The 23,963-nt window shown below is 70.2% G+C and carries 20 protein-coding genes; 7 read left to right on the forward strand and 13 right to left on the reverse strand.

Annotated elements, in window-relative coordinates:
* Nucleotides 1–63: 63 nt before the first annotated feature.
* On the forward strand, nt 64–543 hold the full coding sequence (locus tag VGT80_RS05735; protein ID WP_327453738.1) for a glutathione peroxidase: 480 nt from the start codon (nt 64–66) through the stop codon (nt 541–543).
* Here the strand turns inward: VGT80_RS05735 and VGT80_RS05740 are convergent.
* Together VGT80_RS05740 and VGT80_RS05745 are read right to left on the reverse strand one after the other, a co-directional pair.
* The gene (locus VGT80_RS05740; protein ID WP_327453739.1) at nt 540–1,532 is read right to left on the reverse strand and encodes an MDR family oxidoreductase; all 993 of its coding nucleotides are present in this window, start codon (nt 1,530–1,532) and stop codon (nt 540–542) included. The two genes, VGT80_RS05735 and VGT80_RS05740, sit on opposite strands and share 4 nt — an antisense overlap.
* A 12-nt stretch (nt 1,533–1,544) precedes the next feature.
* Nucleotides 1,545–2,381: an enoyl-CoA hydratase-related protein gene (locus VGT80_RS05745; protein ID WP_327453741.1), complete on the reverse strand. Its 837-nt coding sequence runs from the start codon at nt 2,379–2,381 to the stop codon at nt 1,545–1,547.
* Nucleotides 2,382–2,462: 81 nt separating this feature from the next.
* On the opposite strand from VGT80_RS05745, the gene VGT80_RS05750 reads away from it, so the two are divergent.
* Nucleotides 2,463–2,864, forward strand: coding sequence for a globin (locus VGT80_RS05750; RefSeq protein ID WP_327453743.1), 402 nt, complete (start codon nt 2,463–2,465; stop codon nt 2,862–2,864).
* 61 nt (nt 2,865–2,925) lie between these two features.
* Here VGT80_RS05750 and VGT80_RS05755 read toward each other — a convergent pair whose 3' ends face one another.
* Complete coding sequence (locus VGT80_RS05755) at nt 2,926–5,661, reverse strand: TonB-dependent receptor (protein ID WP_327453745.1); 2,736 nt, start codon at nt 5,659–5,661, stop codon at nt 2,926–2,928.
* 416 nt (nt 5,662–6,077) lie between these two features.
* Here VGT80_RS05755 and ilvD point away from each other — a divergent pair, with 416 nt between their 5' ends.
* On the forward strand, nt 6,078–7,823 hold the full coding sequence (gene ilvD / locus VGT80_RS05760; protein ID WP_327453747.1) for a dihydroxy-acid dehydratase: 1,746 nt from the start codon (nt 6,078–6,080) through the stop codon (nt 7,821–7,823).
* Between the two features lie 13 nt (nt 7,824–7,836).
* On the forward strand, nt 7,837–8,526 hold the full coding sequence (locus VGT80_RS05765; protein ID WP_327453749.1) for an aspartate/glutamate racemase family protein: 690 nt from the start codon (nt 7,837–7,839) through the stop codon (nt 8,524–8,526).
* On the opposite strand, the gene VGT80_RS05770 is transcribed toward VGT80_RS05765, so the two are convergent.
* From VGT80_RS05770 to VGT80_RS05805, 8 genes are read right to left on the reverse strand one after another with little or no spacing between them, the layout of a single operon-like run.
* Complete coding sequence (locus VGT80_RS05770; RefSeq protein ID WP_327453750.1) at nt 8,523–9,215, reverse strand: NnrU family protein; 693 nt, start codon at nt 9,213–9,215, stop codon at nt 8,523–8,525. The two genes, VGT80_RS05765 and VGT80_RS05770, sit on opposite strands and share 4 nt — an antisense overlap.
* Before the next feature lie 45 nt (nt 9,216–9,260).
* Nucleotides 9,261–9,944: a hypothetical protein gene (locus VGT80_RS05775; RefSeq protein WP_327453752.1), complete on the reverse strand. Its 684-nt coding sequence runs from the start codon at nt 9,942–9,944 to the stop codon at nt 9,261–9,263.
* Nucleotides 9,945–9,987: 43 nt separating this feature from the next.
* Nucleotides 9,988–10,782 carry an exodeoxyribonuclease III gene (xth, locus tag VGT80_RS05780; RefSeq protein ID WP_327453754.1) on the reverse strand — a complete coding sequence of 265 codons (795 nt, stop codon included), beginning with the start codon at nt 10,780–10,782 and terminating at the stop codon, nt 9,988–9,990.
* 33 nt (nt 10,783–10,815) lie between these two features.
* Nucleotides 10,816–11,859, reverse strand: coding sequence for a sulfate/molybdate ABC transporter ATP-binding protein (locus tag VGT80_RS05785; protein ID WP_327453756.1), 1,044 nt, complete (start codon nt 11,857–11,859; stop codon nt 10,816–10,818).
* A 10-nt stretch (nt 11,860–11,869) separates the two neighbouring features.
* Nucleotides 11,870–12,739: a sulfate ABC transporter permease subunit CysW gene (gene cysW / locus VGT80_RS05790; RefSeq protein ID WP_327453758.1), complete on the reverse strand. Its 870-nt coding sequence runs from the start codon at nt 12,737–12,739 to the stop codon at nt 11,870–11,872.
* A complete protein-coding gene (gene cysT / locus VGT80_RS05795) occupies nt 12,736–13,593 on the reverse strand; it encodes a sulfate ABC transporter permease subunit CysT (RefSeq protein WP_327453760.1) in 858 nt (285 codons plus the stop codon). Before cysT ends, cysW begins: the two co-directional genes overlap by 4 nt.
* Complete coding sequence (locus tag VGT80_RS05800; protein WP_327453762.1) at nt 13,590–14,618, reverse strand: sulfate ABC transporter substrate-binding protein; 1,029 nt, start codon at nt 14,616–14,618, stop codon at nt 13,590–13,592. Before VGT80_RS05800 ends, cysT begins: the two co-directional genes overlap by 4 nt.
* A gap of 28 nt (nt 14,619–14,646) precedes the next feature.
* Complete coding sequence (locus VGT80_RS05805) at nt 14,647–16,170, reverse strand: porin (RefSeq protein ID WP_327453764.1); 1,524 nt, start codon at nt 16,168–16,170, stop codon at nt 14,647–14,649.
* A 164-nt stretch (nt 16,171–16,334) separates the two neighbouring features.
* On the opposite strand from VGT80_RS05805, the gene VGT80_RS05810 reads away from it, so the two are divergent.
* Nucleotides 16,335–17,390 carry a hypothetical protein gene (locus VGT80_RS05810; RefSeq protein WP_327453768.1) on the forward strand — a complete coding sequence of 352 codons (1,056 nt, stop codon included), beginning with the start codon at nt 16,335–16,337 and terminating at the stop codon, nt 17,388–17,390.
* Here VGT80_RS05810 and VGT80_RS05815 read toward each other — a convergent pair.
* Nucleotides 17,387–20,173, reverse strand: a complete 2,787-nt coding sequence (locus VGT80_RS05815) for a TonB-dependent receptor (RefSeq protein ID WP_327453770.1) — start codon at nt 20,171–20,173, stop codon at nt 17,387–17,389. The genes VGT80_RS05810 and VGT80_RS05815 overlap by 4 nt on opposite strands.
* A 293-nt stretch (nt 20,174–20,466) precedes the next feature.
* Nucleotides 20,467–20,787: a hypothetical protein gene (locus VGT80_RS05820; RefSeq protein WP_327453772.1), complete on the reverse strand. Its 321-nt coding sequence runs from the start codon at nt 20,785–20,787 to the stop codon at nt 20,467–20,469.
* 155 nt (nt 20,788–20,942) lie between these two features.
* Between VGT80_RS05820 and VGT80_RS05825 the strand changes: the two genes are divergently transcribed.
* Entirely contained in the window at nt 20,943–23,315 is a 2,373-nt protein-coding gene (locus VGT80_RS05825) for a TonB-dependent receptor (protein WP_327453774.1), read from the forward strand.
* Nucleotides 23,316–23,399: 84 nt separating this feature from the next.
* On the forward strand, nt 23,400–23,924 hold the full coding sequence (locus VGT80_RS05830; RefSeq protein ID WP_327453776.1) for a sigma-70 family RNA polymerase sigma factor: 525 nt from the start codon (nt 23,400–23,402) through the stop codon (nt 23,922–23,924).
* Nucleotides 23,925–23,963: the final 39 nt, after the last annotated feature.

The following is a 23,963-nucleotide window of genomic DNA, read 5'->3' on the forward strand; positions in this document are numbered from 1 at the left end:
GCTGTGGACTTCCGGTAAGGGGTGACCCGGCGTAAGGATTCGGCTTACCAGGAGGACCTCGCCATGAGCGCCAGCGCCCACGAATTCGCTTTCCAGACTATCGACGGCGCGTCCCTGCCGCTGACCAGCTTCCAGGGCAAGGTGGTGCTGGTGGTCAACACCGCGTCCAAGTGCGGGCTCACCCCGCAGTACGACGGGCTGGAGAAGCTCTATTCGGAGTACAAGGATCGCGGCCTGGTGGTGCTGGGCGTGCCCTGCAACCAGTTCGCCGGCCAGGAGCCGGGGACGGAAGCCGAGATCAAGGACTTCTGCGAGACCCGCTTCAACGTCGATTTCCCGCTGACCTCCAAGGTCGACGTGAAGGGCGACGCCGCCCACCCGTTCTACAAATGGGCCAAGGACCAGCTGGGCGAGCCCGCCGAGCCGGTGTGGAACTTCCACAAGATCCTGATCGGCAAGGACGGCGGCGCCCTGCGCGCCTTCGGCCCGCGCACCGACCCGATGGACGATGAACTGACTGCCGCGATCGAAGGCGCGCTCTAGCCCACGTCCACCACGATCCGGCCGCGGACCTTGCCCTCGACGATCTCGGCGCCCAGGCGCGGCAGGTCGTCGAGCTTGGCGTGGGTGGTCATGGTCTCCAGCTTGCCGAGGTCGAGATCGCGGGCGAGACGGCCCCAGGCTTCGACACGGTCGGGCTTGGGCCGCATGACGCTGTCGATGCCGGCCAGCGTCACCCCGCGCAGGATGAAGGGGGCGACCGAGGCCGGCAGGTCCATGCCCTGGGCCAGGCCGCAGGCGGTCACCACGCCGCCGTACTTGGTCTGGGACAGCACGTTGGCCAGGGTGTGGCTGCCCACCGCGTCGACCGCGCCGGCCCAGCGCTCGCGGGCCAGCGGTCGGGCCGGGCCCTGGAAGTCGGCGGCGTCCACCACGTCGCTGGCGCCGAGGCCGCGCAGGTAGTCGCCTTCGCTGTCCTTGCGGCGCGACGAAGCGACCACCTGGTACCCGAGCTTGGCCAGCAGCGCGATCGCCACGCCGCCGACCCCGCCCGCCGCGCCGGTGACCAGCACCTCGCCCTTGGCCGGCGTGACGCCGAGCTGTTCGAGACGCAACACGCTCAGCATGGCGGTGTAGCCGGCCGTCCCGATGGCCATGGCCTGGGCGGCGCTGAGCCCGTCGGGCAGCTTCACCAGCCACTCGCCCTTCACGCGGGCCTTGCCGGCATAGCCGCCGCTGTGGCTCTCGCCGACGCCCCAGCCATTCAGCACGACGCGGTCGCCGGGCTTGAACTCGGGATTGGACGAGTTTTCCACCACGCCGGCGAAGTCGATGCCGGGCACCAGCGGCCAGGCGCGGATGATCGGGCTCTTGCCGGTGAGCGCCAGGCCGTCCTTGAAGTTGACCGTGGTCGCCTCGACGCGGACCACCACGTCGCCGTCCATCAGGTCGTCCAGCGTCAGCGCCTCGAAGCGGAGCTCCTGGCCGGCGTCGGTCTTGTGCGCGCGCAACGCGCGGAAGGTCTCGCTCACGACGTCTTTCCTCTATTCGGCGGCGGATTTTGACGGCGCCAGGCCAAAGCGTTCGCCGCGCCGGCCGCGCACGGCCAGGTCGACGGAGAGCAGCCGCCGCTGGCCCTCCACGCGCATCTCGTTGCCGGGCATCCACATCATGGCCACGTAGTCGCCGAGGCTATCCTCGACGGCCTGGGTGAAGCCCTGGGCGTCCTGCGCCTTGTTCATCTGGATCTTGGCCATGCGCAGGGTCTCGGCGGAATTCTCCGCCACCCGCCGCGCCCAGCCGAGCGTCTCGCGCTCCAGGTCGGCCTTGGCGTAGACGCGGTTGACGAGCCCGTAGTCCGCCGCCTCGGCCGCGGGGATGAACCGGCTCTCGAAGACCAATTCCTTGGCGCGGCGGATGCCGATGTCCCAGGGGATGGTGTTGTACTCCACGAAGCCGCCCAGGAACTCGGCGTCCTCGGCGGCGAAGATCACGTCCATGGCCGCCGCCAGCATCCAGCCGGCATAGATGCAGTAGCCCTCGACCATGGCCACCGTCGGCTTGGCGAAATTGCGCCACTTCACCAGGAGGTCGAGGTTGTACTTCTTGAACTGGTCGTAGGTCTGGATGCCGGGCTTGGCGCCTAGCCCATTGCGGTAGGCCATGCCCTCCGGCGTGCCGAGGTCGTGACCGGTGGAGAACACGCCGCCGGCGCCGCGCACGACCACGACCTTGACCGCTTCGTCCGCGCCGGCCAGCGCAAAGGCCGCGTCGATTTCGTCGAGCATCCGGTAGCCCTGGGCGTTACGATACTGCGGCCGGTTCAGGACGATCTGCGCCACGCCGTCCGCCGCGGTGTAGATGATCTCTTCGAACGCCATGTCCTGCGCCTCCGACCGCCGCTTGCCCCGGCTGGACGCATGGGCAAGTCTTCGCTGCAAACGTCAAGTCCCCGGGGATGCATGAGCGACGCCCACGCCGTCATCGAGGAGAGCCTGGAGCGTCTGGCCGAGCGGGCGGGCGACCCGACGCGGGCGGTCTATGCGCGGCTGTTCGCCCGCTATCCCGAAACCGAGGCGCTGTTCGTGCGCGATGTCGACGGCGCGGTGAAGGGCGAGATGCTGGCCAAGGTCTTCGAGATCGCCCTCGACCTCTCCGGCGCCAATGCCTACGCGGCCAACTTCATCGCCTGCGAGGTGGTCAACCACGACGGCGTGGGGGTGTCGCGCGAGACCTTCCCGCGGTTCTTCGACGTGGCGGTGGAGACCTTCGCCGAGCTGCTGGGGCCGGAGTGGACGCCGGCCTACGCGGCCGCCTGGCGTGGCCTGGTCGATCGCGTCGAGGCGATCACGGCGGCTGCCTGAATCCCCAACGAAAAGGGCGCCCCGCTGGCGCGGGACGCCCTCGTCGCAAAGGCCCTGTGGCCTAGAAGCGGTACTGCAGTTCCACGCCGTAGGTGCGCGGCGGGGTCAGGAAGTAGGTGGTGGCAATGCCCTGGTTCACCGGCGTGGGACCGATGCCGGGCAGGCCCAAGGTGTAGGCCGGCACGAAGCCCGCGCGACGGCTCGCCGTCGCCCCGCCCTCGTAGCCGAGGTCGTCGAACAGGTTCTTCACGAAACCGATCACCGAGTACTTGTTGTCCTTGTCCTTCCAGGTCAGGCGGGCATCGACCTGATCGTAGGCCGGCGCCTGGTAGTAGCTCCGGTTGAAGATCGAGCCATACTGCTTGTCGCGCCAGATGTAGCTGACGGACCCCGTCAACGAGCCCGGCTGGAATTCCACGGTGTAGTTGACGTTCAGCGCCACCTTGTTCTTCGGCGCGTTGGGCAGATTGCCGCCCGACAGGTCCTGACCGCGCGAAAACGTCCCGGTGAAGATGTCGCAGCCGGGCTGGGCGGCGGTGCATGCGCCCCCCGCCGAGGTCGGCTTGGCGCCGGGCGCGATCGCGCTCGGGTCCGCCGGGTCGATGACGCCCGATCCCTTTTTGATGTGGGCGTCGAGGTAGGAGTAGTTGAACAGGACCTGCAGGTGGTCGATCGGCTGCCAGATGGATTCCAGCTCGAAGCCCTGCGACACCGACTTCGGGATGTTGAAGAACACCTGCTGGGTGGTGCCGACGCCGCCGCCGGTGGGGACGATCGAGATCGGCACCTGGGCGTTGGAGTAGTCGTAATAGAACAGCGCCATATTGGCCTGGAACGTCCGCCCGAAGTCCTTCTTCAGGCCGAGTTCGAACGCGTTCGAGTGCTCCGGATTGGTTTCCGGATTGGCGCCGAAGAAGCCAGCGTTGCCGATGTTGAAGCCGCCCGCCTTGTAGCCGCGGCTGTAGCGGAAGTAGGCCATGGTGCCGGCCTCGGGATCCCATTGCAGGCCGGCGGTGCCGGTGACGGCGTTCCACTTGTCGTTGTAGTGACGCGTGGCGAAGCCGGTAGCCGGGTCGATGGTGGTGGTCGACGACACGCCGCCCGCCTGACCGGGGGAGCCTGGGCTGCCGGGGGTCAGGCCGTTGGTCACGCTGCCGAGCTGGGTCAGGTCGACCAGGAAGTTCTGACCGATGCCCTCGGGCCCGAACCCGCCGGTGCAGGCCGCCACGTCGACGCACAGCAGGCGACCGCTTTCGGTGCCGTGCTTGGTGTCCATGGTGTAGCGCGCGCCGAGCGTCGTCTTCCAATGCTCTGTGAAATTCCAGTCGATCTGGCCGTAGACCGCCTGGCTGTTGGTGAAGATGTCGGGGCGGGAGTCGTAGTAGCGGTTCAGGCCAGGCGCGGCCGGGCAGACGCCGCCGGTGATCGTGCAGGTCGCGTTGGTGAAGAAGCGACCGTTGATGGTCGACTGGTCGAGCAGCACCCCGCCGGTCGGCTGGAGGTATTCTTCGTCGTAGTAGTAGAGACCTGCGATCCACTGCAGCGGCCCCTTGTCGGTCGACGAGAGGTTCACCTCGTGGCTGACCCAGTTCAGCGCCTCGCGATACTCAGAGGCGTTCCGGGGACGGATGACCGACCCTGGGCCGCCGACGAAGCTCGGCACCGTGAACTGCAGGATCGCCGGCGAGTCGGCCGGCAGGATTTCGCTATAGTTATAGGCTGACCCGCCGCCGATGTACTTCAGGTCCATGTCAGCGAAGTGGTAGGTGAACTCGCTGGCGAAGATCATCGTGCCGGTCAGTTTCTCGCTCGAATTGATGGTCGAGGAGAACTTGCGCGGGTCGCTGCTCGCGGGGTTGCTACAGGCTTGGGCCAGCGACACGCCGCCGGCGGTGACCACGTTGGTCACGCCGGTGTTCGGGAAGCAGGCATAGCCGGGGTTGATATAGAAGCCCGGGCTATTGGTCTGATAGGTCGCGAACGGACCGGGCGTGTAGCCAGTGCGCGCCCCCGGTCCGCCGCCGTTGTTGTGCCAGTCCTGCCAGGCCAGCTTCATCCAGCCGTCGAAGTTGTCGTTGAAGCGGAACTTTAGCTGACCCTCGACATAGCGCTGATCGATGATGCCGCCTTCGTCCTTGCCGCCGGCCACGACGTTGTGGAACCAGCCTTCGGTTTGCTTCTCCCAGTTGGCCCCGAAGCGGAACTGGACGCCGGGGATCATCGTCGGACCCGATACGGCGCCTTCCAGGATCGTGTGGTTGTAGTTCTGCACCTGCGCGCGGACCTCGGCGTAGAAGTCCTCGGTCGGCCGCTTGGAGATGATGTTGATCGCCCCGCCGATCGAGTTGCGCCCATAGAGGGTGCCCTGCGGACCGCGCAGCACTTCCACCCGGTCGACGAACAGCGGCGTCTTGCCGGCTTCGGTGGTCGAGGAGGTGTAGATGCCGTCCGAGTACTGCGCGACGCTGATGTCGGCGGCGTGCACGTTGGTCAGGCGGCCGACGCCGCGCAAGGTATTGCGGTCGTTGGAGGCGTTATATTCCAGACCCGGCGTGAAGTTCGTGATGTCGGTGATCGTATTGATCCCGACGAGGTCACGCTTTTCGGAGGTGAAGGCCGAGACCGCCACCGGGACGTCCTGCAGACTCTGCTGGCGCTTCTCCGCAGTGACCACCAGCTCCTCGATGGTGTTCGACGAGGCCGCCGTCGTACTACTTGTGGTTTGGGCTTGCGCCGTCGATCCGAGCGCGGCGGCTAGCACGGCGGTGGTCGCCAAGAGGCTATATCTGAACTGCATGTTTGCTGCCTCCCCGCAGCGGGCTGGGACGCTATTTCGGTGCGCCTGGGGAGGCGTAGCTGCAGCAGCAACCCCATACCCGTCAACGGATTCGTCATGTATTATCGTCGATAAGTTACTAACACTCACCTATGCTGGCGCCGAGGACACAGGTGGGGGACAAGCGATTCCCGTTTGAGGCCGGCCACCGGTTCTCCGGTTTCCGTCGCGACAACCTAGGGATGCGAATATCTGCTCTACCGGCCGCCCCGATCCGGCCTCGGAATCCATCGTCCTGACATCATTGGATTTCCGCGTCGCCGCGGCGTCGCCCGGTCGGCCGCGGGCGCTCCGCGCGGGCGTCGCCGACGCGTGGCGTCTTCCCTGCGCGAGGCCGGCCGCCTATGGAAAGCGGCCTCGCTTCAGGAGCAGCCCTCATGCACCGCCGCCCGGATGGATCCTGGGACAAGACGCGCCTGCCCAGCCGCCACGTGACGGAGGGCCCGTCGCGCGCCCCGCACCGCAGCTACTACTACGCCATGGGGCTCGGCAGCCGCGAGATCGCCCAGCCCTTCGTGGGCGTGGCCTCCTGCTGGAACGAGGCGGCGCCGTGCAACACCGCCCTGATGCGCCAGGCCCATGCGGCCTCGGAGGGCGTGAAGGCGGCCGGCGCGACGCCGCGGGAATTCTGCACCATCACCGTCACCGACGGCATCGCAATGGGCCACGAGGGCATGCGCTCCTCGCTGGTCAGCCGCGAGGTGATCGCCGATTCGGTCGAGCTCACCGTGCGCGGCCACGCCTATGACGCGCTGGTGGGCGTCGCCGGCTGCGACAAGTCCCTTCCGGGCATGATGATGGCCATGCTCCGGCTCAACGTGCCGAGCGTCTTCATCTATGGCGGCTCCATCCTGCCCGGCCGCTTCGAGGGGCGCGACGTCACCGTGCTCGACGTGTTCGAGGCGGTGGGCGCCCATGCGGCGGGGCGCAACGACATGGACGACGCCAAGCTGGCGGCGCTGGAACGGGTCGCCTGCCCCGGCGACGGCGCCTGCGGCGGCCAGTTCACCGCCAACACCATGGCCTGCGTCTCCGAGGCGATTGGCCTAGCCCTGCCGCTCTCCTCGGCCCTGCCGGCCGCCTATGTGGACCGCGACCAGTACGCCCGCGCCTCCGGCGAAGCCGTGGTGCGGCTGATTGAGCGCAACATCCGCCCGCGCGACATCTGCACACGCCAGGCGTTCGAGAACGCGGCCGTGGTGGTGGCCGCGACCGGCGGCTCGACCAACGGCGGCCTGCACCTGCCCGCCATGGCCCACGAGGCCGGCATCGAATTCACCCTGCGCGACTTCGCCGAAATCTGCGCGCGCACGCCCTACATCGCCGACCTGAAGCCCGGCGGCCGGTTCGTGGCCAGAGACATGGGCGAGGCGGGCGGCGTGCCCATGTTGCTCAAGACCCTGCTGGAGGGCGGCTTCCTGCACGGCGACTGCATGACGGTCACCGGCAAGACCATCGCCGAGAACCTGGCCGATGTGATCTGGCGCGACGACCAGGAGGTGATCCGGCCGGTCTCCAGTCCGCTGTCGCCGACCGGCGGCCTGGTCGGCTTGTGGGGGTCGCTGGCCCCCGACGGCGCCATCGTCAAGGTCGCCGGCCTCAAGCACACCCGCCATCGCGGCCCGGCGCGGGTGTTCGACGGCGAGGAGGCCTGTTTCGCCGCGGTCGCGGCGCGCGACTACAAGGAAGGCGACGTGCTGGTCATCCGCTACGAGGGCCCGCGCGGCGGCCCCGGGATGCGCGAGATGCTGTCCACGACCGCGGCGCTCTACGGCCAGGAGGTGGAGAACATCGCCCTGATCACCGACGGCCGGTTCTCCGGCGCAACGCGAGGCCTCTGCGTCGGTCACGTGGGGCCCGAGGCCGCGACCGGCGGTCCCATTGGCCTGGTCCGCGATGGCGACATCATCGCCATCGACGCCGACGCTGGGACCATCGAGCTGGAGGTCGATCCCATCGAGCTGGAACACCGCGCCCACGAGCTGGCCAAGGAGCCGCCGCGCCAGACCGCCTATGGCTCGGGCGCGCTCTGGAAGTTCGCGCAAGGCGTCGGCCCCGCCCATCTGGGCGCCGTCACCCACCCCGGCGCGGCGGCCGAGCGGCATGTCTACGCCGACATCTGATGCGGAGGCCCCGATGAAGACCCTGGGCCTCATCGGTGGGATGAGCGCCGAGAGTACGGCGGTCTATTACCGAGAGATCAACCGCCTGGTGCGGGAGCGCCTGGGCGGCCTGCATTCCGCCGCGCTGATCCTGTGGTCCGTGGACTTCGCTCCCATCGCGGCGTGGCAGGCCAAGGACGACTGGGACGCGACCGGCCGGGCGTTGGCGGAGGCCGCGCGCCGGCTCGAGGCGGCCGGCGCCGAGGCGATCGTCATCTGCGCCAACACCATGCACATCAATGCGCCGCAGGTGCAGGCCGCGACCGCGATCCCGCTGATCCACATCGCCGACGCCACGGCCGCGGCCCTGACGGCCCGCGGCGTCGCCCGCCCGCTGCTGCTCGCCACCCGCTACACGATGGAGAAGCCGTTCTACCGCGACCGGCTGGCGGCGCTGGGCCTGCCGAGCCTGATCCCGGACGCCGCCGACCGCGATCGCCTGCAGGCGATCATCTTCGACGAGCTGGTCAAGGGCGTCATCACGCCGGACTCCAAGGCCGCGGCGCTCGCCATGATCGATCGCGGCAGGGCGGCCGGCGCCGACGGCGTGATCTTCGGCTGCACCGAGATCGGCCTGCTGATCGACCCCGCCGAGCTCGACCTGCCGGCGGTCGACACCGCCATCGTCCACTGCGAGGCGGCGGTGGACTTCGCGCTGGGCTAGGGCAAGGCGCGTACGCCGAACAGATAGGGGTGGCCCCAGGCGAGTCCGGCCCAGACCGTGATGCCCAGGGCGATCCGCCACCAGCCGATCTCGCCCAGGCTCAGCTGCTGGCGTCCCGCGGCGATGGCCGCGAACGGCACGTTGGAGGTCTGGGCGGCGAAGGCGTCCCAGCTCTTGCCCAGAGCGCGCCGGCGCTTGGTGTCGATGCTCACGGTGCCGAACAGCGCCAGCGCCAGCATGGCGGCGAACAGCACGATGCCGGCGATGTCGCCGTTCACCAGCAGGTGTCCAGCGGCCCACAGCGCCACGCCCCACAGGAAGGGGTGGCGGGTGATCCGGAGCATGCCCTTGACCACGTCCACCTTCTGCAGGGTCGCTTCCTGCCGCACGCTGGTCGGGTTCGGCGTGGCGAGCCCGGGCACGATCAGCAGCATGGCGGCGAGCTGCAGGACGATCTGCAGCCAGCGGGTGATCGGCGTCACGCTCCAGAGCACCTCGTTGGCGGCGGCCCCATGGGCGCCTGTGAAGGCGAAGATCAACCAGGCGAGGCCGGCCACCGAGGCCAGGCTGAATAGACCCATATAGGCCCCCTGGCCGATCCGGGCCGTGAGCGCGTCGCGCACCGGCGTGCCGGACACCAACAGGTGGATGGTCAGGAAGAAGCCGACGGCGAGGATCAGCATCAGCATGGAAAGGCCCTCCGGGGCGGACGGTCGCGCTATCGTTTTACACTGTCAAGTTATGGCGTCGTCATCGTGCTCGTCCTCCGCCTGGTACGCGTCGTCGTCGATGTCCGGATCCCACGGCGCACGCTCCAGGCCGGCGGGCGGCGAGGGCGGGACCACCGGGGGGATCGGGGGCGGGATGGGTGGTGGGTCGGCGAGCGGTGGGTCCCGGCGGGGCAGGGGGCGGCGCAGCACGGCCTCGAAGCGGGCCAGCCAGCGGTTGGCCTCCTGCACGGATTCAGGCGCACTCATCGCGCCCTTGCGCCCGTCGTCCTGCGGCAGCCAAAGGTCCATGACGAAATCCGGGTGGCGCAGGTCGTCGAACACCAGCCGCAGGCGCACCTGCGCATCGGCGCCTGTCATCACGTCCAGCGCGCGCCGCGTCTCGCCGCGATAGACGCGGGCGAGCACCCGGCCATCGACGATCAGCTCGGCGCCGACCAGCTCCTCCACCCGGTAGATCAGGCACCAGGCGCCGGTGTCCCAGGAGACGGCGAGCTGGTTGGTGGTGAAGTTGAAGCCCACCGCCTTGCCGCGGCCGCGGGCGATCAAGAGGGCGTGGGCCGGCTCGCCCAGCACGCGCGTCAGGCTCCGCTTCAGCCGGCGGCTCTCGTCCATCGACCAGATGTAGCCGCCGCCCGCCAGCGTCAGGGCCAGCGCGGCCAGGCCCAGCGACAGGAGGAGACGAAGCACATCGCCCATAGGGCGAAGGCTACGCCCGCAAGGTGAGTCTTACCTAGACGTCGAGCTCGATCATGAAGGGCACGTGGTCGGATGGCTTCTCCCAGCCCCGCACGTCCTTGTGGATCGAGACGCCGCGCAACAGGTCGGCGGCCTGGGCGGAAAGCAGGGCGTGGTCGATGCGGATGCCGTTGTTCCGCTGCCAGGCGCCGGCCTGGTAGTCCCAGAAGGTGTAGGCGCCGGGCGCGCCGTCGGCCTGCAGGTAGGCGTCCGTCAGGCCCAGCCACTTCAGCGCGCGGAACGCCTCGCGGCTCTGCGGCTGGAAGAGGGCGTCGCCGGTCCAGTTCTGCGGGAACTCCGCGTCGCGCGGCTCGGGGATGACGTTGAAGTCGCCCAGCAGGGCGAGCGGCTCCTCCAGCGCCATCAGCGCGCGGACGTGGGCGTTGAGCCGCCCCATCCAGGCGAGCTTGTAGGCGAACTTCTCCGTGCCGATCGGATTGCCGTTTGGCAGGTAGATTGAGGCCACCCGCACGGGCCTCGGCCCGGAGATCACCGCCTCGATGTAGCGGGCGTGTTCGTCGTCATCTCCGCCGTGCTCGGGGTGGGTGGGCAGGCCGCGTCGCACATCCTCCAGCGGGGCCTTCGAGAGCAGCGCCACGCCGTTGTAGGTTTTCTGCCCGTGGACGGCGAGATTGTAGCCCAGCCGCTCGAAGGGTTCGGCCGGGAACTTCTCGTCGACGCACTTGATCTCCTGCAGGCAGGCGACGTCGGGCTTGGCTTCCTCGAACCAGCGGACGACCGTTTCCAGACGGGCGTTGATCGAATTGACGTTCCAGGTGGCGATGCGCATGGCGCGGGACGCTAGCGGCGCTGGAGGTCTGGCTCAAGCCGCGCCGGCGTAGACCTTGGGCCGCAAGGGCTTGATGCGCAGCGACAGGCCCGGCGCGACGCCCGGCGGCAGCGTGGGCCCATGCGCCTCCAGCTCCACGATGCGGCCCTCGATCAGGCACTCGATGCGCACGTCCGGGCCGCGGGCGGCGATGGCCCGCACCTCGGCCGCCAGCCCCGCCCCGTCGGAGGGCGCGAAGGTCACCTCGTCGGGCCGGAAGAACACCTCCACGGCGCCGTCGGGCGCGCCGACCGGGGCCTTGGTCTCCCAGTCGGCGACGGTCAGCCGGCCGCCATGCACCACGCCCGGCATCCGGCAGGCCGCGCCCAGGAAGTCGTAGACGAAGGGATCGGCCGGGTTCTCGTAGACCTCGTTGGGCCGGCCGAGCTGCTTCAGCTCGCCATCCTTGAGGATCGCCACCCGGTCGGCGAGGTCGAGGGCCTCCTCCTGGTCGTGGGTGACGAAGACGGTGGTCACGCCGGCCCGGTCATGCAGCTCGCGCAGCCAGCGGCGGAGCTCGCGGCGGACCTGGGCGTCCAGGGCGCCGAACGGCTCGTCCAGCAGTAGCATGCGCGGCTCGATGGCCAGGGCCCGCGCCAGGGCCACCCGCTGCCGCTGGCCGCCGGAGAGCTGCGTCGGGAAGCGCTTCTCGAGCCCATCGAGCTGCACGAGGGACAAGAGCTCGCTCACGCGCGCTTTCACGGCCTCCTTCGACGGCCGCTCGGCGCGCGGCCGCACGCTGAGCCCGAAGGCGATGTTCTGGGCCACCGTCATGTGCCGAAACAGGGCGTAGTGCTGGAACACCATGCCGACGCGGCGTTTGCGAACCGGCAGGGAGAGGAAATCCTCGCCGCCGAAATTGACCTCGCCGGCGTCCGGCGTCTCCAGCCCCGCCAGCACGCGCAGCAGGGTGGTCTTGCCCGAGCCCGAGGGGCCCAGGAGCGCCAGGAACTCCTTGTCATGCGCCTGCAGCGAGACGTTTTTCAGGGCCGGGAAACGGCCGAACGCCTTGGAGATCCCACGGATCTCCAGCGCCATGGGCGCGGCTTCAAGGTTTGCGGGCTGCGGCAAGTTCACCTGAGTGTCGCCACTCCAAAGCGGTCTTGAGGACGAGGGTGATGAGCCCGAGGGAAGCCAGGAGCGACGCGGCCGCGAAGGCCCCGACGAAATCATAGTCATTGTAGAGCACCTCGACGTGCAGCGGCAAAGTCGTGGTCTGGCCGCGGATGTGTCCGGAGACGACGGAGACGGCGCCGAATTCCCCCATGGCGCGCGCGTTGCAGAGCAGCACGCCGTAGAGCAGCGCCCAGCGGATGTTGGGCAGGGTGATCTTCCAAAAGGTGGTGAAGCCCGAGGCGCCCAGCGTCAGGGCCGCGGCCTCCTCGTCGGAGCCCTGGGCCTGCATCAGGGGGATCAGCTCGCGGGCGACGAAGGGCAGGGTGACCAGGATGGTCGCCAGCACCAGGCCGGGCAGGGCGAAGATGATCTTCACGTCGTGATCGGCCAGCCAGGTCCCGAACCAGCCCTGCGCCCCGAACAGCAGCACCCAGACCAGACCGGAAATCACCGGCGAGATGGAGAACGGCAGGTCGATCAGGGTCAGCAGGGCGGCCTTGCCCTTGAACTCGAACTTGGTCACCGACCAGGCCGCGGCGACGCCGAACAGGGCGTTCAGCGGCACCGAGATCGCCGCCACGATCAGGGTCAGGCGGATGGCGGCGCGTGCGTCCGGCTCTCTGATCGCGGCCAGATAGGCCGGGACGCCCTTTGCCAAGGCGTCGCGGAATACCGTCAGGAGCGGCAGGATCACCAGCCCGGCCATCACCGCGATGGAGGCAAGGATCAGCACCGGCGCGATGCCCGGCCGCCGAAGCGACGAGGGGCGGCGAGGGCGCGCCGCGATGGCTGCCGTCGTCATGCCCGCCCCCGCCCGGCGAACCAGGTCTGGACGGCGTTGATGGCGACCAGGGCCGTGAAGGAGATGGCCACCATGGCCAGGCCCACCGCCGCGGCGCCGGCATAGTCGTACTGCTCCAGCTTGATGACGATCAGTAGCGGCGCGATCTCGGTCTTCATGGGCAGGTTGCCGGCGATGAACACCACCGAGCCGTATTCGCCGACCGCGCGGGCGAAGGCCAGGCTGACGCCGGAGATCAGGGCCGGCGCCAGGGCCGGCAGCACCACGCGGATGACCCGCTGCAAGGTGGTGGCCCCCAGCGTCTGGGCGGCTTCCTCCACCTCGGCGTCGAGGTCCTGCATCACCGGCTGCAGCGAGCGCACCACGAAGGGCAGGCCGATGAACACCAGGGCGATGAAGATGCCGAGCGGCGAATAGGCGGTCTTGATCCCGACCTTGGCGGCGATCGAGCCCAACGGCCCGTTCGGCGCATAGATGGCGCTGAGCGCAATGCCGGCCACCGCGGTCGGCAGGGCGAACGGCAGGTCGACCAGGGCGTCGAGGATGCGCCGGCCGGGGAACTGGTAGCGCACCAGGGTCCAGGCGATCAGCAGGCCGAGCGGGGCGTTCAGCAGGGCGGCCAGCGCCGACAGGCCGAAGCTCAGCTTCAGGGCCGCGGTGACCCGGGGCGCCGCGAGCTCATGCCAGACTCCGGACAGGCCCAGCTCCCAGGGCCGGATGGCGAGCGCGGCGAGCGGCAGCACCACGATCAGCCCCAGATAGGTCAGCGTCAGCCCCACGCCCACGCCGAAGCCCGGCAGGATCGAGGGCTCCTTCCAGCGCGGGAGCGAGAGGGAGTGGGCCTGGTCCGTCACGAGGGCTTGTAGATCTTGTCGAACACTCCGCCGTCGGCGAAGTGCGTCGCCTGGGCCTTGCCCCAGCCGCCGAAGGCATCGGCGATGGTCACCAGCGGGAGCTGCTTGAAGCTGGCGGCATATTTGGCGGCGGCCTTGGCCTCGCGGGGCCGGAAGTGGTGCTTGCCGATGATGTCCTGGGCGATCGGGCTGTAGAGGAAGTTCAGGTAGCCCTCCGCCAGGAAGCGCGTGTTGTGCCGCTCGACGTTCTTGTCGACCACGGCCACCGGCGGTTCCGCCAGGATCGACAGGGACGGATAGACGATGTCGAACTTCGGTCCGAACTCCTCGATGGTCAGATAGGCCTCGTTCTCCCAGGAGAGCAGCACATCGCCCAGGCCCCGCTGCGCGAAGGTGGTGGTGGCGTCCCTGGCCCCGGTCGGCAACACCGGCGCCTGCTTGTAGAGCTTGCCCACATAGGCCTGGGCCGCCGCGTCGCCACCCTGTTTCAGGCCCCAGGCATAGGCCGCCAGATAGGCCCAGCGCGCGCCGCCGGAGGTCTTCGGGTTGGGCGAGATGATGCCGATCCCCGGGCGGATCAGGTCCGGCCAGTCGTGGATCTTCCAAGGGTTGCCCTTCTTCACCAGGAACACGACCGTCGAGGTGTAGGGCGTCGAATTGTTCGGCAGCCGGCTCTGCCAGTTGACGGGCAAAAGCTTGGCGCGCTTGGCGATCTCGTCGATGTCGGCGGCGAGCGCCAGGGTGACCACGTCGGCCTGCAGGCCGTCGATCACCGCGCGGGCCTGCTTGCCCGAGCCCCCGTGGCTCTGGTTGACGGTGATGGTCTGGCCGGTCTTGGCCTTCCAGTAACTGGCGTAGGCGGCGTTGATGTCCTTGTAGAGCTCGCGCGTCGGGTCGTAGCTGACGTTGAGCAGGGTGTTGCCGAGCGCCGGCGCCGCCAGGGCCATGCCGGGCAGGGCCGCCGCGCCGCCCAGCGCCGCGCCCGCGCCCACCAATTCGCGCCGGGTGATCGAGATATCGGTCATTCGGGTCATCCTGAAATGGAGCGGGCTGTCAGAACGCGAACTGGGAACGCAGCGAGATGACGTTCACGTCGGTGTCGATACGGGCGCCGGCCGTGTTCAGCCGGTCGACATTGATCCACTGATAGTCCAGCAGGAAACGAACAACGCTGTTGGGATACCAATTCAATGCGACAGTGCTGATCTTCTGCTCACCGCCGCGAATGCCGCCGAGCGGGGCTGCGGCGCCAAGCACGCCTGCGTGATCGTTCAGGTCGAGGACGCTGTAGCGCCCGCCAAGTTCCAGCGCGCCCCAGCCACCGCCGTGCAGCGAGAAGGGCCGGGCGGGCCGGATGCCGTTGAAGCCGCCGCTCGCGCTCGACCAGGCGCGCCGTTCCCCGGTGAGTGTCCAGCCGCCCTGCAGGTACCAGCCGCTGAACGCGGGATCGAACGGCGAGGGCGCCGTCCCCACGACCTGGCGGCTGACGTCGATCTTGAACCACTCGCCGGCCGCATAGAGGGTTTTCCAGCTGGCGCCGGCCTCCAGGCCCAGGGCCTGCACGCCGTTCGAGGCGATCGCGCCGGTGTCCACCAAGCGCGTCCCGCTCACCCGCAGCTCGGGGCGTTCCTGCAGGCGGACGGCCGTGGCCTCCGCCGGACCGAGCGCCGTGTCAGCCGGCTCCAGGACGCCCTGCAGAGAGGCGCCCACATGGACATCGTAGTCGGCGCCGTGGATCGGGTTCCAGGCGGCGCGCAGGATGTAGCCGGACTGCTGGCTGAGCTCCGGCGTCGTCGGCACGCCGACCACCTTGCCGGTCAGCACCGCGCCGGCGTACCAGCGCTCGCCGCGCGCAAAGGCGCCCACGCCGGCTCGCCCGTCGCCGCCCGCCAGGCCGCGCACCAGCTCGGCGATGGCCGCGCGCTCGAGGAACAGGGAGTCGGCGGCGCCGGTGGCGTCCTCCAGCCCGGTGGGCGTCGCCCAGGCGCCGGCCCGCAGGCGCAACGGCTCGGTCAGGCCGAAGGGCTTCCAGCCGGCGTATTCGACCCAGGCCTGGTTGAGCCCCGGGGTCTCGCCGCCGCTGCCGCCCCATTCGCCCCACAGCGCGAAGTTCCAATCTCTGTAGGCCGTGCCGTCGAAGCCGAACCGCACGCGGCGGAAATTGGTCCCCGAGCCCAGATCGTTATCGGTGCGAAGCGGGCTTACGTCGTAGTGAGCCGCGTCGAGCTGGACGATCGAGCGCAGGGCGATCTTGAAGGTCCCATCCGGCGTCGCGAAGGTCGGGCGGCTACCCGCCAGCGAGACGCTGGGCTGGCTGTGGACCTCCTCGCGGATCGCGCCTTGCCCGGCGGCGACCTGGGCCTTCAGGTCCGCGACCTGGGCCTCCAGCTGGTCGTTGCGCTTCTCGAGCGCGTCGAGGCGGGCCGCGAGGCTCAGCGCCTGCTCCTGGCTGACACCGCTCGCCGCCGGCGCGGCGGTCGTCACCGCCTGGGCCAGCGCCGCGGGCGCGACGCTGCACAGCAGGGCCGCGAAGGCGGCGGTCGGGACCAGCCGGGCGACCGGCGCGCGGGCAATCATTTCGGGCTCCCTCAGCAGCGTGCCGTGAAGCTATTCCGATAATTCCTATTAGATGAATAGGGATAAGCTGAAGGCGGCCGCAGATTTTCTGCGGCCTTGGGCGGGACTGGCGGACGGATCAGGCGCACGCCATGGTGGCGTCGGGCTTCTGTCAGGAGTTTCGCATGGCGCGGCGGGGTTTGGTCTGGGCGGTTCTCGGCGGCGTTCTGGCGCTCGCCAGCCACGCGTTGGCGGCCGCGCCGCGCGCCGAGGTCCCGATCAAGGAGGTGGTGCTGAGCGACGGCACGCGCCGCTACGCGATCACCGTCACGGTCGGCGCGACCCCGATCGAGGCGGGTGTCGACACGGGCTCCACGGGCCTGCGCATCCTGCCCAACACGCTGGGGCCGACGGATGCCAGGGCGGGCAGCCGCACAGCGCCCTACGCCTACGGATCCGGGGTGAAGCTGGACGGCATCTCGGCCCAGGCGACGGTGGCGATCGGCGCGGCGTCCGCCCCCATCGAGGTCGAGCTGGTCGAGCACGTCGGCTGCACCGAAGCCAAACCCCGCTGCCCGGCCACCCGGGTCTCGGCCGCCGACTACGGCATCCAGGGCGATGGCCTGCCGAAGGAGGGGTTCAAGGCGATCATCGGGATCAACATGGCCCGCGCCGACGCCGAGACGCCGCTTCGGGCGCTGGGCGCGCGCCGCTGGATCGTCGAGCTGCCGCGGCCGGGCGAGGGCGTCCCGGGCCGCTTGATCCTCAACCCGACCGACGACGAGGCGGCGGGCTATGCGCCGCTGAAGGTCATCGCGGCGTTCCGCGACCAGCACGGTGGCCTGCATGACGCCGTGCCCGGTTGCCTGGTCAACCGCGCCACCCAGAAGCGCGCCTGCGGCGCGGTGCTGCTGGATTCCGGCGCGCCAGGCCTGGGCCTGGCGAACGGCGGCCTGGGGGGCCAACCCTGGCCGGAGAACACCCCCGGCCTGCTGGTTTTCGCCGACGAGCACGGCCATGCGGTGGCCGGCGAGAGCTTCACGGTGGGGCTGCGGGCGCATGCCTCGCACCTCGGCTTCTCGGAGGATGCGCATGTCCCGGGCACGGTGATCTACGCCGGCCTGATGCCCTACTTCGCGTTCAGCGTGCTCTACGACCCCGAGGCCGGCGCCGTGGCCCTGAAGCCGCGTCCGCCCGCGCCCGGCGGGCCGCAGGGCGAGCTCGCCCCGGCGCACCCCTAGAAGAAGATTTTCCGCACGCTGAAGCGGACCACGCGCCCCACCGGGTCGAGGAAGTCCGGCTGGTAGCTGAGCGGCGTGGCGCCCGACGCGTCGCGCACCTCCTGGCGGGTGTCGAAGATGTTGCTGACCGCGAGGGTCGCCCGCACGCCCTTCAGCCACGGCTGCCGGCCGATCCAGCCGCGCTGCACGCCGAAGTCGGCGAACAGGCGAAGGTCCACCTTGGCCACGCTCGAGAACGTCAGGTCGCCGGTGGGTGAGCCCAGGTCGCCACGCACCACGGTCCCGCTGTGCCAGTTGGCGACGATGTTGCCGCCGAAACCGTTCTTGGTGAGGCCGGCGCGGGCCTCGATTTCGTGCCGCGGCTGGCCGGCGCCCGCGCCCGGCGAGCCGTCGAGCAGGTCGAACTTCGGCACGCCCGGCCGGACCACATACTCATCGGCGAAGTGGACCGTGTGGTAGATCGAGAACTGCACGATGGTCGGCGGCGGGCCCCCCGGCCGGCCGAACACCGCCGCCGCGCCGCCCGGACCGCCGGGGAAGCCGCCGCCGAAGCCGCGTCCGCCGCCGCCGCCACGTCCACCGCCACCGCCACCGCCGAAGCTGCCGCCGGGCCGGCCGTCGGGCCCGCGCGGCCGGTCGTCGCCGCCCGGCGCGCGGACGCGGGGCGGCGGCGGCGCGCCCAGCCGCCTGGTGAAGTTGATCCCCCAGCGCAGGTCCGCGGTGGTCTCCGAGGCGAAGTTCACCGGCCGCAGGTCGGCCTGCGTCAGCTGGCCCGAGGCGTCGCGAACGAAGCGGTCGGGGAACAGGGCCTCGATCTCGGCGGTCACCGCCGCGAAGGTCTTGATCGGGTTGATCGTCTGGCTGCGCACGTAGCGGGCGCTGAAGGTCAGGTCCTGCGCCGACCAGGGTTTCAGGTTGGCGCCCACGCTGAACACGTTGCGATGGTCGGCGATCAGATCGGCGACGCCGCCCGAGACCACTCGGACGTCGACCGTGCGGCCGGTCACGAAATCGAAGATTCGCGAGCCGGGCGTGACGATCACCGGCGAGCCCAGCTGGGCGATGGTCGGCGCCTTCTCCTCGCGCGTGCCGGAGATGTTGAACGTCAGCGGCGTGATCGGCGTCCAGTGCACGCCGTAGCCCAGCGTGGTGACGTCGCCGAAGTCGGAGAGGTGGTCGCCGGCGAGGTTGAAGCTGAGCGTCACGTCGCCGATCGCCGGCAGGACGCCCGCCTTGCGGCTGGTCAGCGGCGCGTCGACGTTGAGATGGCCGCTGACGTCGTTGCGCGCCAGGTCCACAGACTGGACCGCCCCGAAGCGTTCCGAGCGCGATGACGACCAGCTCTGCGCCTCGCCCACCCGCCAGGTGGTGAGCAGGTCCCCGGCCGGCAGCTTCATGAGCGGGCCCATGGCGATGGCGTGGACTTCCAGCGCGTCGGTCTGCGAGCGCGCCTTGTCCTGCGGGCGCAGCGCCAGGAGGCCGGCGGAGGGGGCGACGAACGGATCGAACGCCGGATCGTCGGCGCTGAGCCGCGCCTGCAGGTTCGTGGCGTCGAGGCCGCGGTCAACATGGGTCACGCTGTCGGCGTGATCATAGGCGCCGGTGAGGGTCAGCTTCCACTTGGCGACGTCGCGGTTGAGCGTCGTGGCCAGGTGCGCGGTCCAGCCGTCGCTGGTCTGGCGCAGCGGCCCGAGCCCGGTGAGGCTGCGGTCGACAAGCACCGGCGCCGCGAAGGGCGAGAACGGATCGCCCGCAGGCGTCAGCAGGCTGAGGCTCGGCAGGCCCTGCAGGCTCTGGCTGGTGGTCGCGCCCAGGGTGGCGTTCACCGTGGCGGAAATGCCGGCGAAGATCGGCCGGCTGTAGACGGCGTTCAGCGACACCTGCCGGGTGGAGGGCTGCAGGGTCCGGAAGCGGCCGTCGTGGGTGGTGTTCTGCACGCCCGCCGTCGAGGCGAAGTCCGAAAGGCTGAGCGGCCGCCCGCCCGTCGCCGCGGCGGGAACGCCGGCGATCGTCACCGGCCGGCCGGCCAGCGCGCTGAGGGCGGGGTCGATCTCGCCGCCGGGCGTGGCCGAGACCACATTGCCGAGCACGTCGAACGGCTGGCCCGCGCTCAGCGGCGTCAGGTTGCGCTGGTCCTCAGTCAGCGCCGCCTGGCCCTGCACCTTAAGGTCGACGTTCAGCCGGCTGGGGCCCTTGATGCGCGCCAGGTCGAGCTCGGCCTGGCCGGTCTCGGCGCCGCCCTCCGTCGCCACCCCGCCGCCCGCCTCGGCGGTCACGGCGCGGAAGAACGGCTTCAGCACGATGTTCACGACCCGCTGGTTCGCCGGGTAGCCGTACTTCAGCGCCACCTCCTCGGGCAGGATCTCGACGCGCAGGATCGCCTCGGTGGGCAGGTCGCGGATCTCGTTGAAGCCGGAGATGCGGCGGCCGTTCAGCAGGATCACCGGCGCCTCGCCGCCACGGCCGCGGTCGCTGCGGATCTGCGGCGCCAGTTCGTCGATCAGCTGGGTGAGGGTGCTGACGCCATAGGCCTGGATCTCGTCGGGATCGAGGGTCAGCTCGGGCTTGATGTCGCCGACCACGGCGCCGGGCTTGGGCCGGTCCGGATCGGCGGTGACCACCAGCTCCGAGACCGTCGCGGCCGGGGGCTTCGCCGGCGCCGTCCGGGCCGCGGCTGGCTTGGGCGCGGTCTGGGCCACGGCAAGGCTCCATACCCCGGCCATGAGCAGCGTCAGCGCCGCGGCCGGCGGCGTGCTGCGCCCGCTCAGTCTGCGATGGCTCATGGATCCCCGAAACCCGGTGCGGCGTGCGTCCCCGCCGCCGTGCTTCGCGGACTATGGCGTCGAAAGCTAGGCGGAGTTTTGCGGCGCGGTCACATCTTGACCGGGCGACAACATTCCGGCCCCGAAGCGAACGCAAGCTGCGCGCCTTGTGCCGCCCCGTCGAGGCGGTGAGGATTCCATCCCGTGCACGAGCTGATCACCGAGGCGAGCCTCCACCCGCTGTTCACCGGCGTGCCGATCGTGGCCCTGGTGGTCATCGGCTGGGCGGCCGTGCGCAGCCGCCGCCAGAGGCCCTAGCGGTCGGGGCCGATCCGGCGCCCTAGGCGCGCGGCGGCTTCGCGAAACGCCAGGATCACCAGGAATAGCGCCAGCGCCGCCGCGGCCGTCGCGGTCGCGGCCCACAGGCCGGCGTCGCGGGCCACGAGCAGGGCGAATTTGTCGCCGGCTCCGGAGAACAGCGAGCCGTTCGGCTCGTAGCGGTGGAAGCCCAGGTCGTAGGCGCGCGCGGCGAAGAGGGCGGCCGCCAGCCAATAGAGCGCCGTCGCCGCCGCCCCAAGGCCCGGCCGCCAGGGGACGGGGGCCCATTCCGTGTAGGGCTCGCGCGCGACGCTCATGGCTGCTCCCCTGGGTGGCGGACAAAGCGAATGTGTGGACTTGCTGCCATCGATCTGTTGGCTTCGCCGGCAGGAGATTCCGTTTGCTATCTTCGACGCCACCGACGCGCCGGCGCCTCAGTCGCCTTGGCGCCACGCCCCGCCTCGGCCTGCGTGTGCTTGTTGCGCTCGCCGGGCTGGGCGCGGCCGTGACGCCTCAGGCGGCGCACGCGGCGACCCGCATTTTCCGCCTGCCGTCGGAATCCCTCGAAGAGGCCCTGGTGCGCTTTGCGGTGCAGGGCGACGTCTCGGTGGGGGGCCTGCCGGCGACGGGCTGCACGGGCCGCAGCCGCCCGGTCCAGGGAGCCATGAGCCCGCAGACGGCGCTGGCCGCGATGCTGCCGCCCGGCTGCGGCTTCCGCACGATCGACGCCCGCACCTTTCAGGTGATCGGGGGCCGCGCCGGCGCGCCGGCCGGGCCGGCGTCGCCCGTCATGGCCAACGCCGTGGCGCCATTGGTGGTGACGGCCGAGCGGCGTCCCGAGCCGCTGACCGGCGCGCCCTATCCGGCCAGCGCGCTCACCGGCGCCAGCCTGCAGCGTCTAGGCGGGGACAGCTTCGAGGACGTCGCCGCGCAGTTCGTCGGCGTCACCGTCACCAATCTCGGGCCCGGCCGGAACAAGATCTTCATCCGCGGCCTCTCCGACGGCTCGTTCACCGGCAAGACCCAATCCACCGTCGGCCTCTATCTCGACGACCTGCCGATCACCTACGACGCGCCGGATCCGGACCTGCGGCTGGTCGACGTGGACCGGGTCGAGGTGCTGCGCGGCCCGCAGGGCACGCTCTACGGCTCCGGCTCGATCGGCGGCATCGTGCGGATCGTCACCGCCAAGCCCGATCCGGCGGCGCGCCAGGCCTGGGCCGAGGCGGGCGTCGAAGCCACCGAGCACGGCGCCAACTCCTCCGGCTGGGCCGCCATGCTGAACCTGCCGATGTTCGGCGGCCGCAGCGCGGTGCGGGCGGTCGCCTATCGCGACGACATCGGCGGCTTCATCGACAATCCGCCGCGTCGCCTGCGCGACCTCAACAGCAGCCGCCGGACCGGGGGGCGCATCGCCTGGGCGGCCGACCTCGGCTCCGGCTGGCGGGTCGACGCCAACCTCGCGCACCAAACGATCGACACCAACGCGGCGCAGTACGCGCAAGGCCCCTTCGGCCCGCTCACCCGCAACACCGAGGTGCGCGAGCCGCACGACAACAACTTCACCCAGCTCGGCCTTGGCCTCGTGCATGCCGGCGCCTGGGCCGATCTCAAGGTGTCGGCCGGCTTCGTGCAGCACGGCCTCGACACCACCTACGACGCGACCGGCGCCTTCGTGGCGGTCGACGAGACGCCCGGGGCCGTGAAGGCCTACGACGAGGGCCGCCGCGTGGACCTGGGGGTGCTGGAAGCGACGCTCACCTCGACCACGCCCGGGCGGCTGCGCTGGCTGGCCGGCATGTTCGCCACCCACACCCGCGAGAAGGACAGCGCCCTGCTGCGCTTCGTGACGCCGCCCGGCGACTCCCTGACGCTCTATCACCGCCGCGACGAACTGGCCGAGGAGGCGATCTACGGGGAGGCCGCCTACGACCTGACCTCCAGGTTCACGCTCACTGCGGGCCTGCGAGCCTTCATCTCCCGCACCTCGACGGTCGGCGACGACTTCGGGCTGGCGGGCGACCCCACCGAAGTCGTCCACGGCAAACATATCAACCGCGGCGTCGCGCCCAAACTGCGGCTCAGCTACGCCTTCGCGCCCGACGTGGCGCTCTACGCCCAGGCGCAGGAGGGCTACCGCGCCGGCGGCTTCAACCTGCCGTCCTTCGCCCGGCGTAATCCGGGGCCGGTGGTGGGGGCCGTGGCCTTCCGCCCCGACCGGATGTGGAACTACGAGGTCGGCGGCGTGGCGCCGCTGTTCGACGGCCGGCTGGTCCTGCGGGCGGCAGTGTTCCACGCAGAGTGGCGCTCGGTGCAGACCGACCAGTACTTCGCCAACGGCCTGCCGCTGACGGTGAATGTCGGCGACGGCTCCAACACCGGCCTCGAGACCGAATTCCTCTGGCGCCCCGACGAGCGACTGCAGGTGCGGGCCAGCATCCTGCTCAACGACCCGCAGCTGACGCGCACCACGCGCCTGCTGCCCGCCACTCCCGACAAGGGCCTGCCGGGCGTCCCCTACGGCACCGCGGCGGCCGACGTGCGCTACCGCTGGCCGGTGGGCCACGGCTTTAGCCTCGAGACCTCGGCCGAGGCCAACTACGTGGGTCGGTCCTACGTCACCTTCGATGCCGGCAAGGACGCCCTGATGGGCGGCTATGGCGCCGGCCGCGTGGCCGCCACGCTGGAGAAGGACCGCTGGCGGGTGGAGAGCTATGTCAGCAACGTCACCGACGGGACCGCCAACACCTTCGCCTTCGGCAACCCGTTCAGCCGCGCCCGCGCCCGGCAAACCACGCCCCTGCGCCCCCGCACGGTGGGCTTGCGCGTGACGCGGAGCTTCTGACGGTGGCCTTGACATTGGACGCGGCGCGCGGTGGTGAGCCTTGTCGGGCTTTTCGCGCCCGGCGCCGCGGCTTCGAGGATCCCTTTGGCGCGTCAGGGCAATTCCGCTCTCATCGAGGTCTATCTCGAACGCCGCCAGGATCTGGTGCGGTTTTTCACCGTAAGGTTGCGCTCGGCCGCCGCGGCCGAGGACCTGGTGCAGGAAATCTACCTGCGCCTGTCGAGCCGGGAAGGTCCGGACGCCGAGATTCAGAGCCCGACGGCCTATCTCTATCGCCTGGGCTCCAACCTGATGCTCGATCGCATGCGCGGCGAGCGGCGCGCTGCGGCGCGCGACCGGGCCTGGCGCGAGACCCACCGCACCGATGTGGGCTCCGACGAGGTCGACGAGACCCCGAACGCGCTCGCCGCCCTCGAGGCGCGCCAGCGGCTGGAGCGCATCGTGCAGGCGGTCACCGAGCTCGGGCCGCAGACCCAGCGGGTGTTCCGGCTGCACAAGCTGGAGGGGCTCAGCCACACCGAGACCGCCGCCCAGCTCGGCATCTCCCGCAGCGCGGTCGAGAAGCACATGATCGCGGTCCTGAAGCATCTCGCGAGGCGACTGCCATGACCGGCCGCCGCAACTTGGAGGTGATTCAGCCACGGTGGC

The sequence above is a fragment of the Phenylobacterium sp. genome (genome assembly GCF_035944335.1).
GTDB lineage: Bacteria > Pseudomonadota > Alphaproteobacteria > Caulobacterales > Caulobacteraceae > Phenylobacterium.

Bases quoted from the DNA above. Each gene is read 5' to 3' on its own strand.
- VGT80_RS05735 (WP_327453738.1), top strand. From the start codon at position 64: ATGAGCGCCAGCGCCCACGAATTCGCTTTCCAGACTATCGACGGCGCG.
- VGT80_RS05745 (WP_327453741.1), bottom strand. From the start codon at position 2,381: ATGGCGTTCGAAGAGATCATCTACACCGCGGCGGACGGCGTGGCGCAG.
- VGT80_RS05750 (WP_327453743.1), top strand. From the start codon at position 2,463: ATGAGCGACGCCCACGCCGTCATCGAGGAGAGCCTGGAGCGTCTGGCC.
- VGT80_RS05755 (WP_327453745.1), bottom strand. From the start codon at position 5,661: ATGCAGTTCAGATATAGCCTCTTGGCGACCACCGCCGTGCTAGCCGCC.
- ilvD (WP_327453747.1), top strand. From the start codon at position 6,078: ATGCACCGCCGCCCGGATGGATCCTGGGACAAGACGCGCCTGCCCAGC.
- VGT80_RS05765 (WP_327453749.1), top strand. From the start codon at position 7,837: ATGAAGACCCTGGGCCTCATCGGTGGGATGAGCGCCGAGAGTACGGCG.
- VGT80_RS05770 (WP_327453750.1), bottom strand. From the start codon at position 9,215: ATGCTGATGCTGATCCTCGCCGTCGGCTTCTTCCTGACCATCCACCTG.
- xth (WP_327453754.1), bottom strand. From the start codon at position 10,782: ATGCGCATCGCCACCTGGAACGTCAATTCGATCAACGCCCGTCTGGAA.
- VGT80_RS05785 (WP_327453756.1), bottom strand. From the start codon at position 11,859: ATGGCGCTGGAGATCCGTGGGATCTCCAAGGCGTTCGGCCGTTTCCCG.
- cysW (WP_327453758.1), bottom strand. From the start codon at position 12,739: ATGACGACGGCAGCCATCGCGGCGCGCCCTCGCCGCCCCTCGTCGCTT.
- VGT80_RS05800 (WP_327453762.1), bottom strand. From the start codon at position 14,618: ATGACCGATATCTCGATCACCCGGCGCGAATTGGTGGGCGCGGGCGCG.
- VGT80_RS05805 (WP_327453764.1), bottom strand. From the start codon at position 16,170: ATGATTGCCCGCGCGCCGGTCGCCCGGCTGGTCCCGACCGCCGCCTTC.
- VGT80_RS05810 (WP_327453768.1), top strand. From the start codon at position 16,335: ATGGCGCGGCGGGGTTTGGTCTGGGCGGTTCTCGGCGGCGTTCTGGCG.
- VGT80_RS05815 (WP_327453770.1), bottom strand. From the start codon at position 20,173: ATGAGCCATCGCAGACTGAGCGGGCGCAGCACGCCGCCGGCCGCGGCG.
- VGT80_RS05820 (WP_327453772.1), bottom strand. From the start codon at position 20,787: ATGAGCGTCGCGCGCGAGCCCTACACGGAATGGGCCCCCGTCCCCTGG.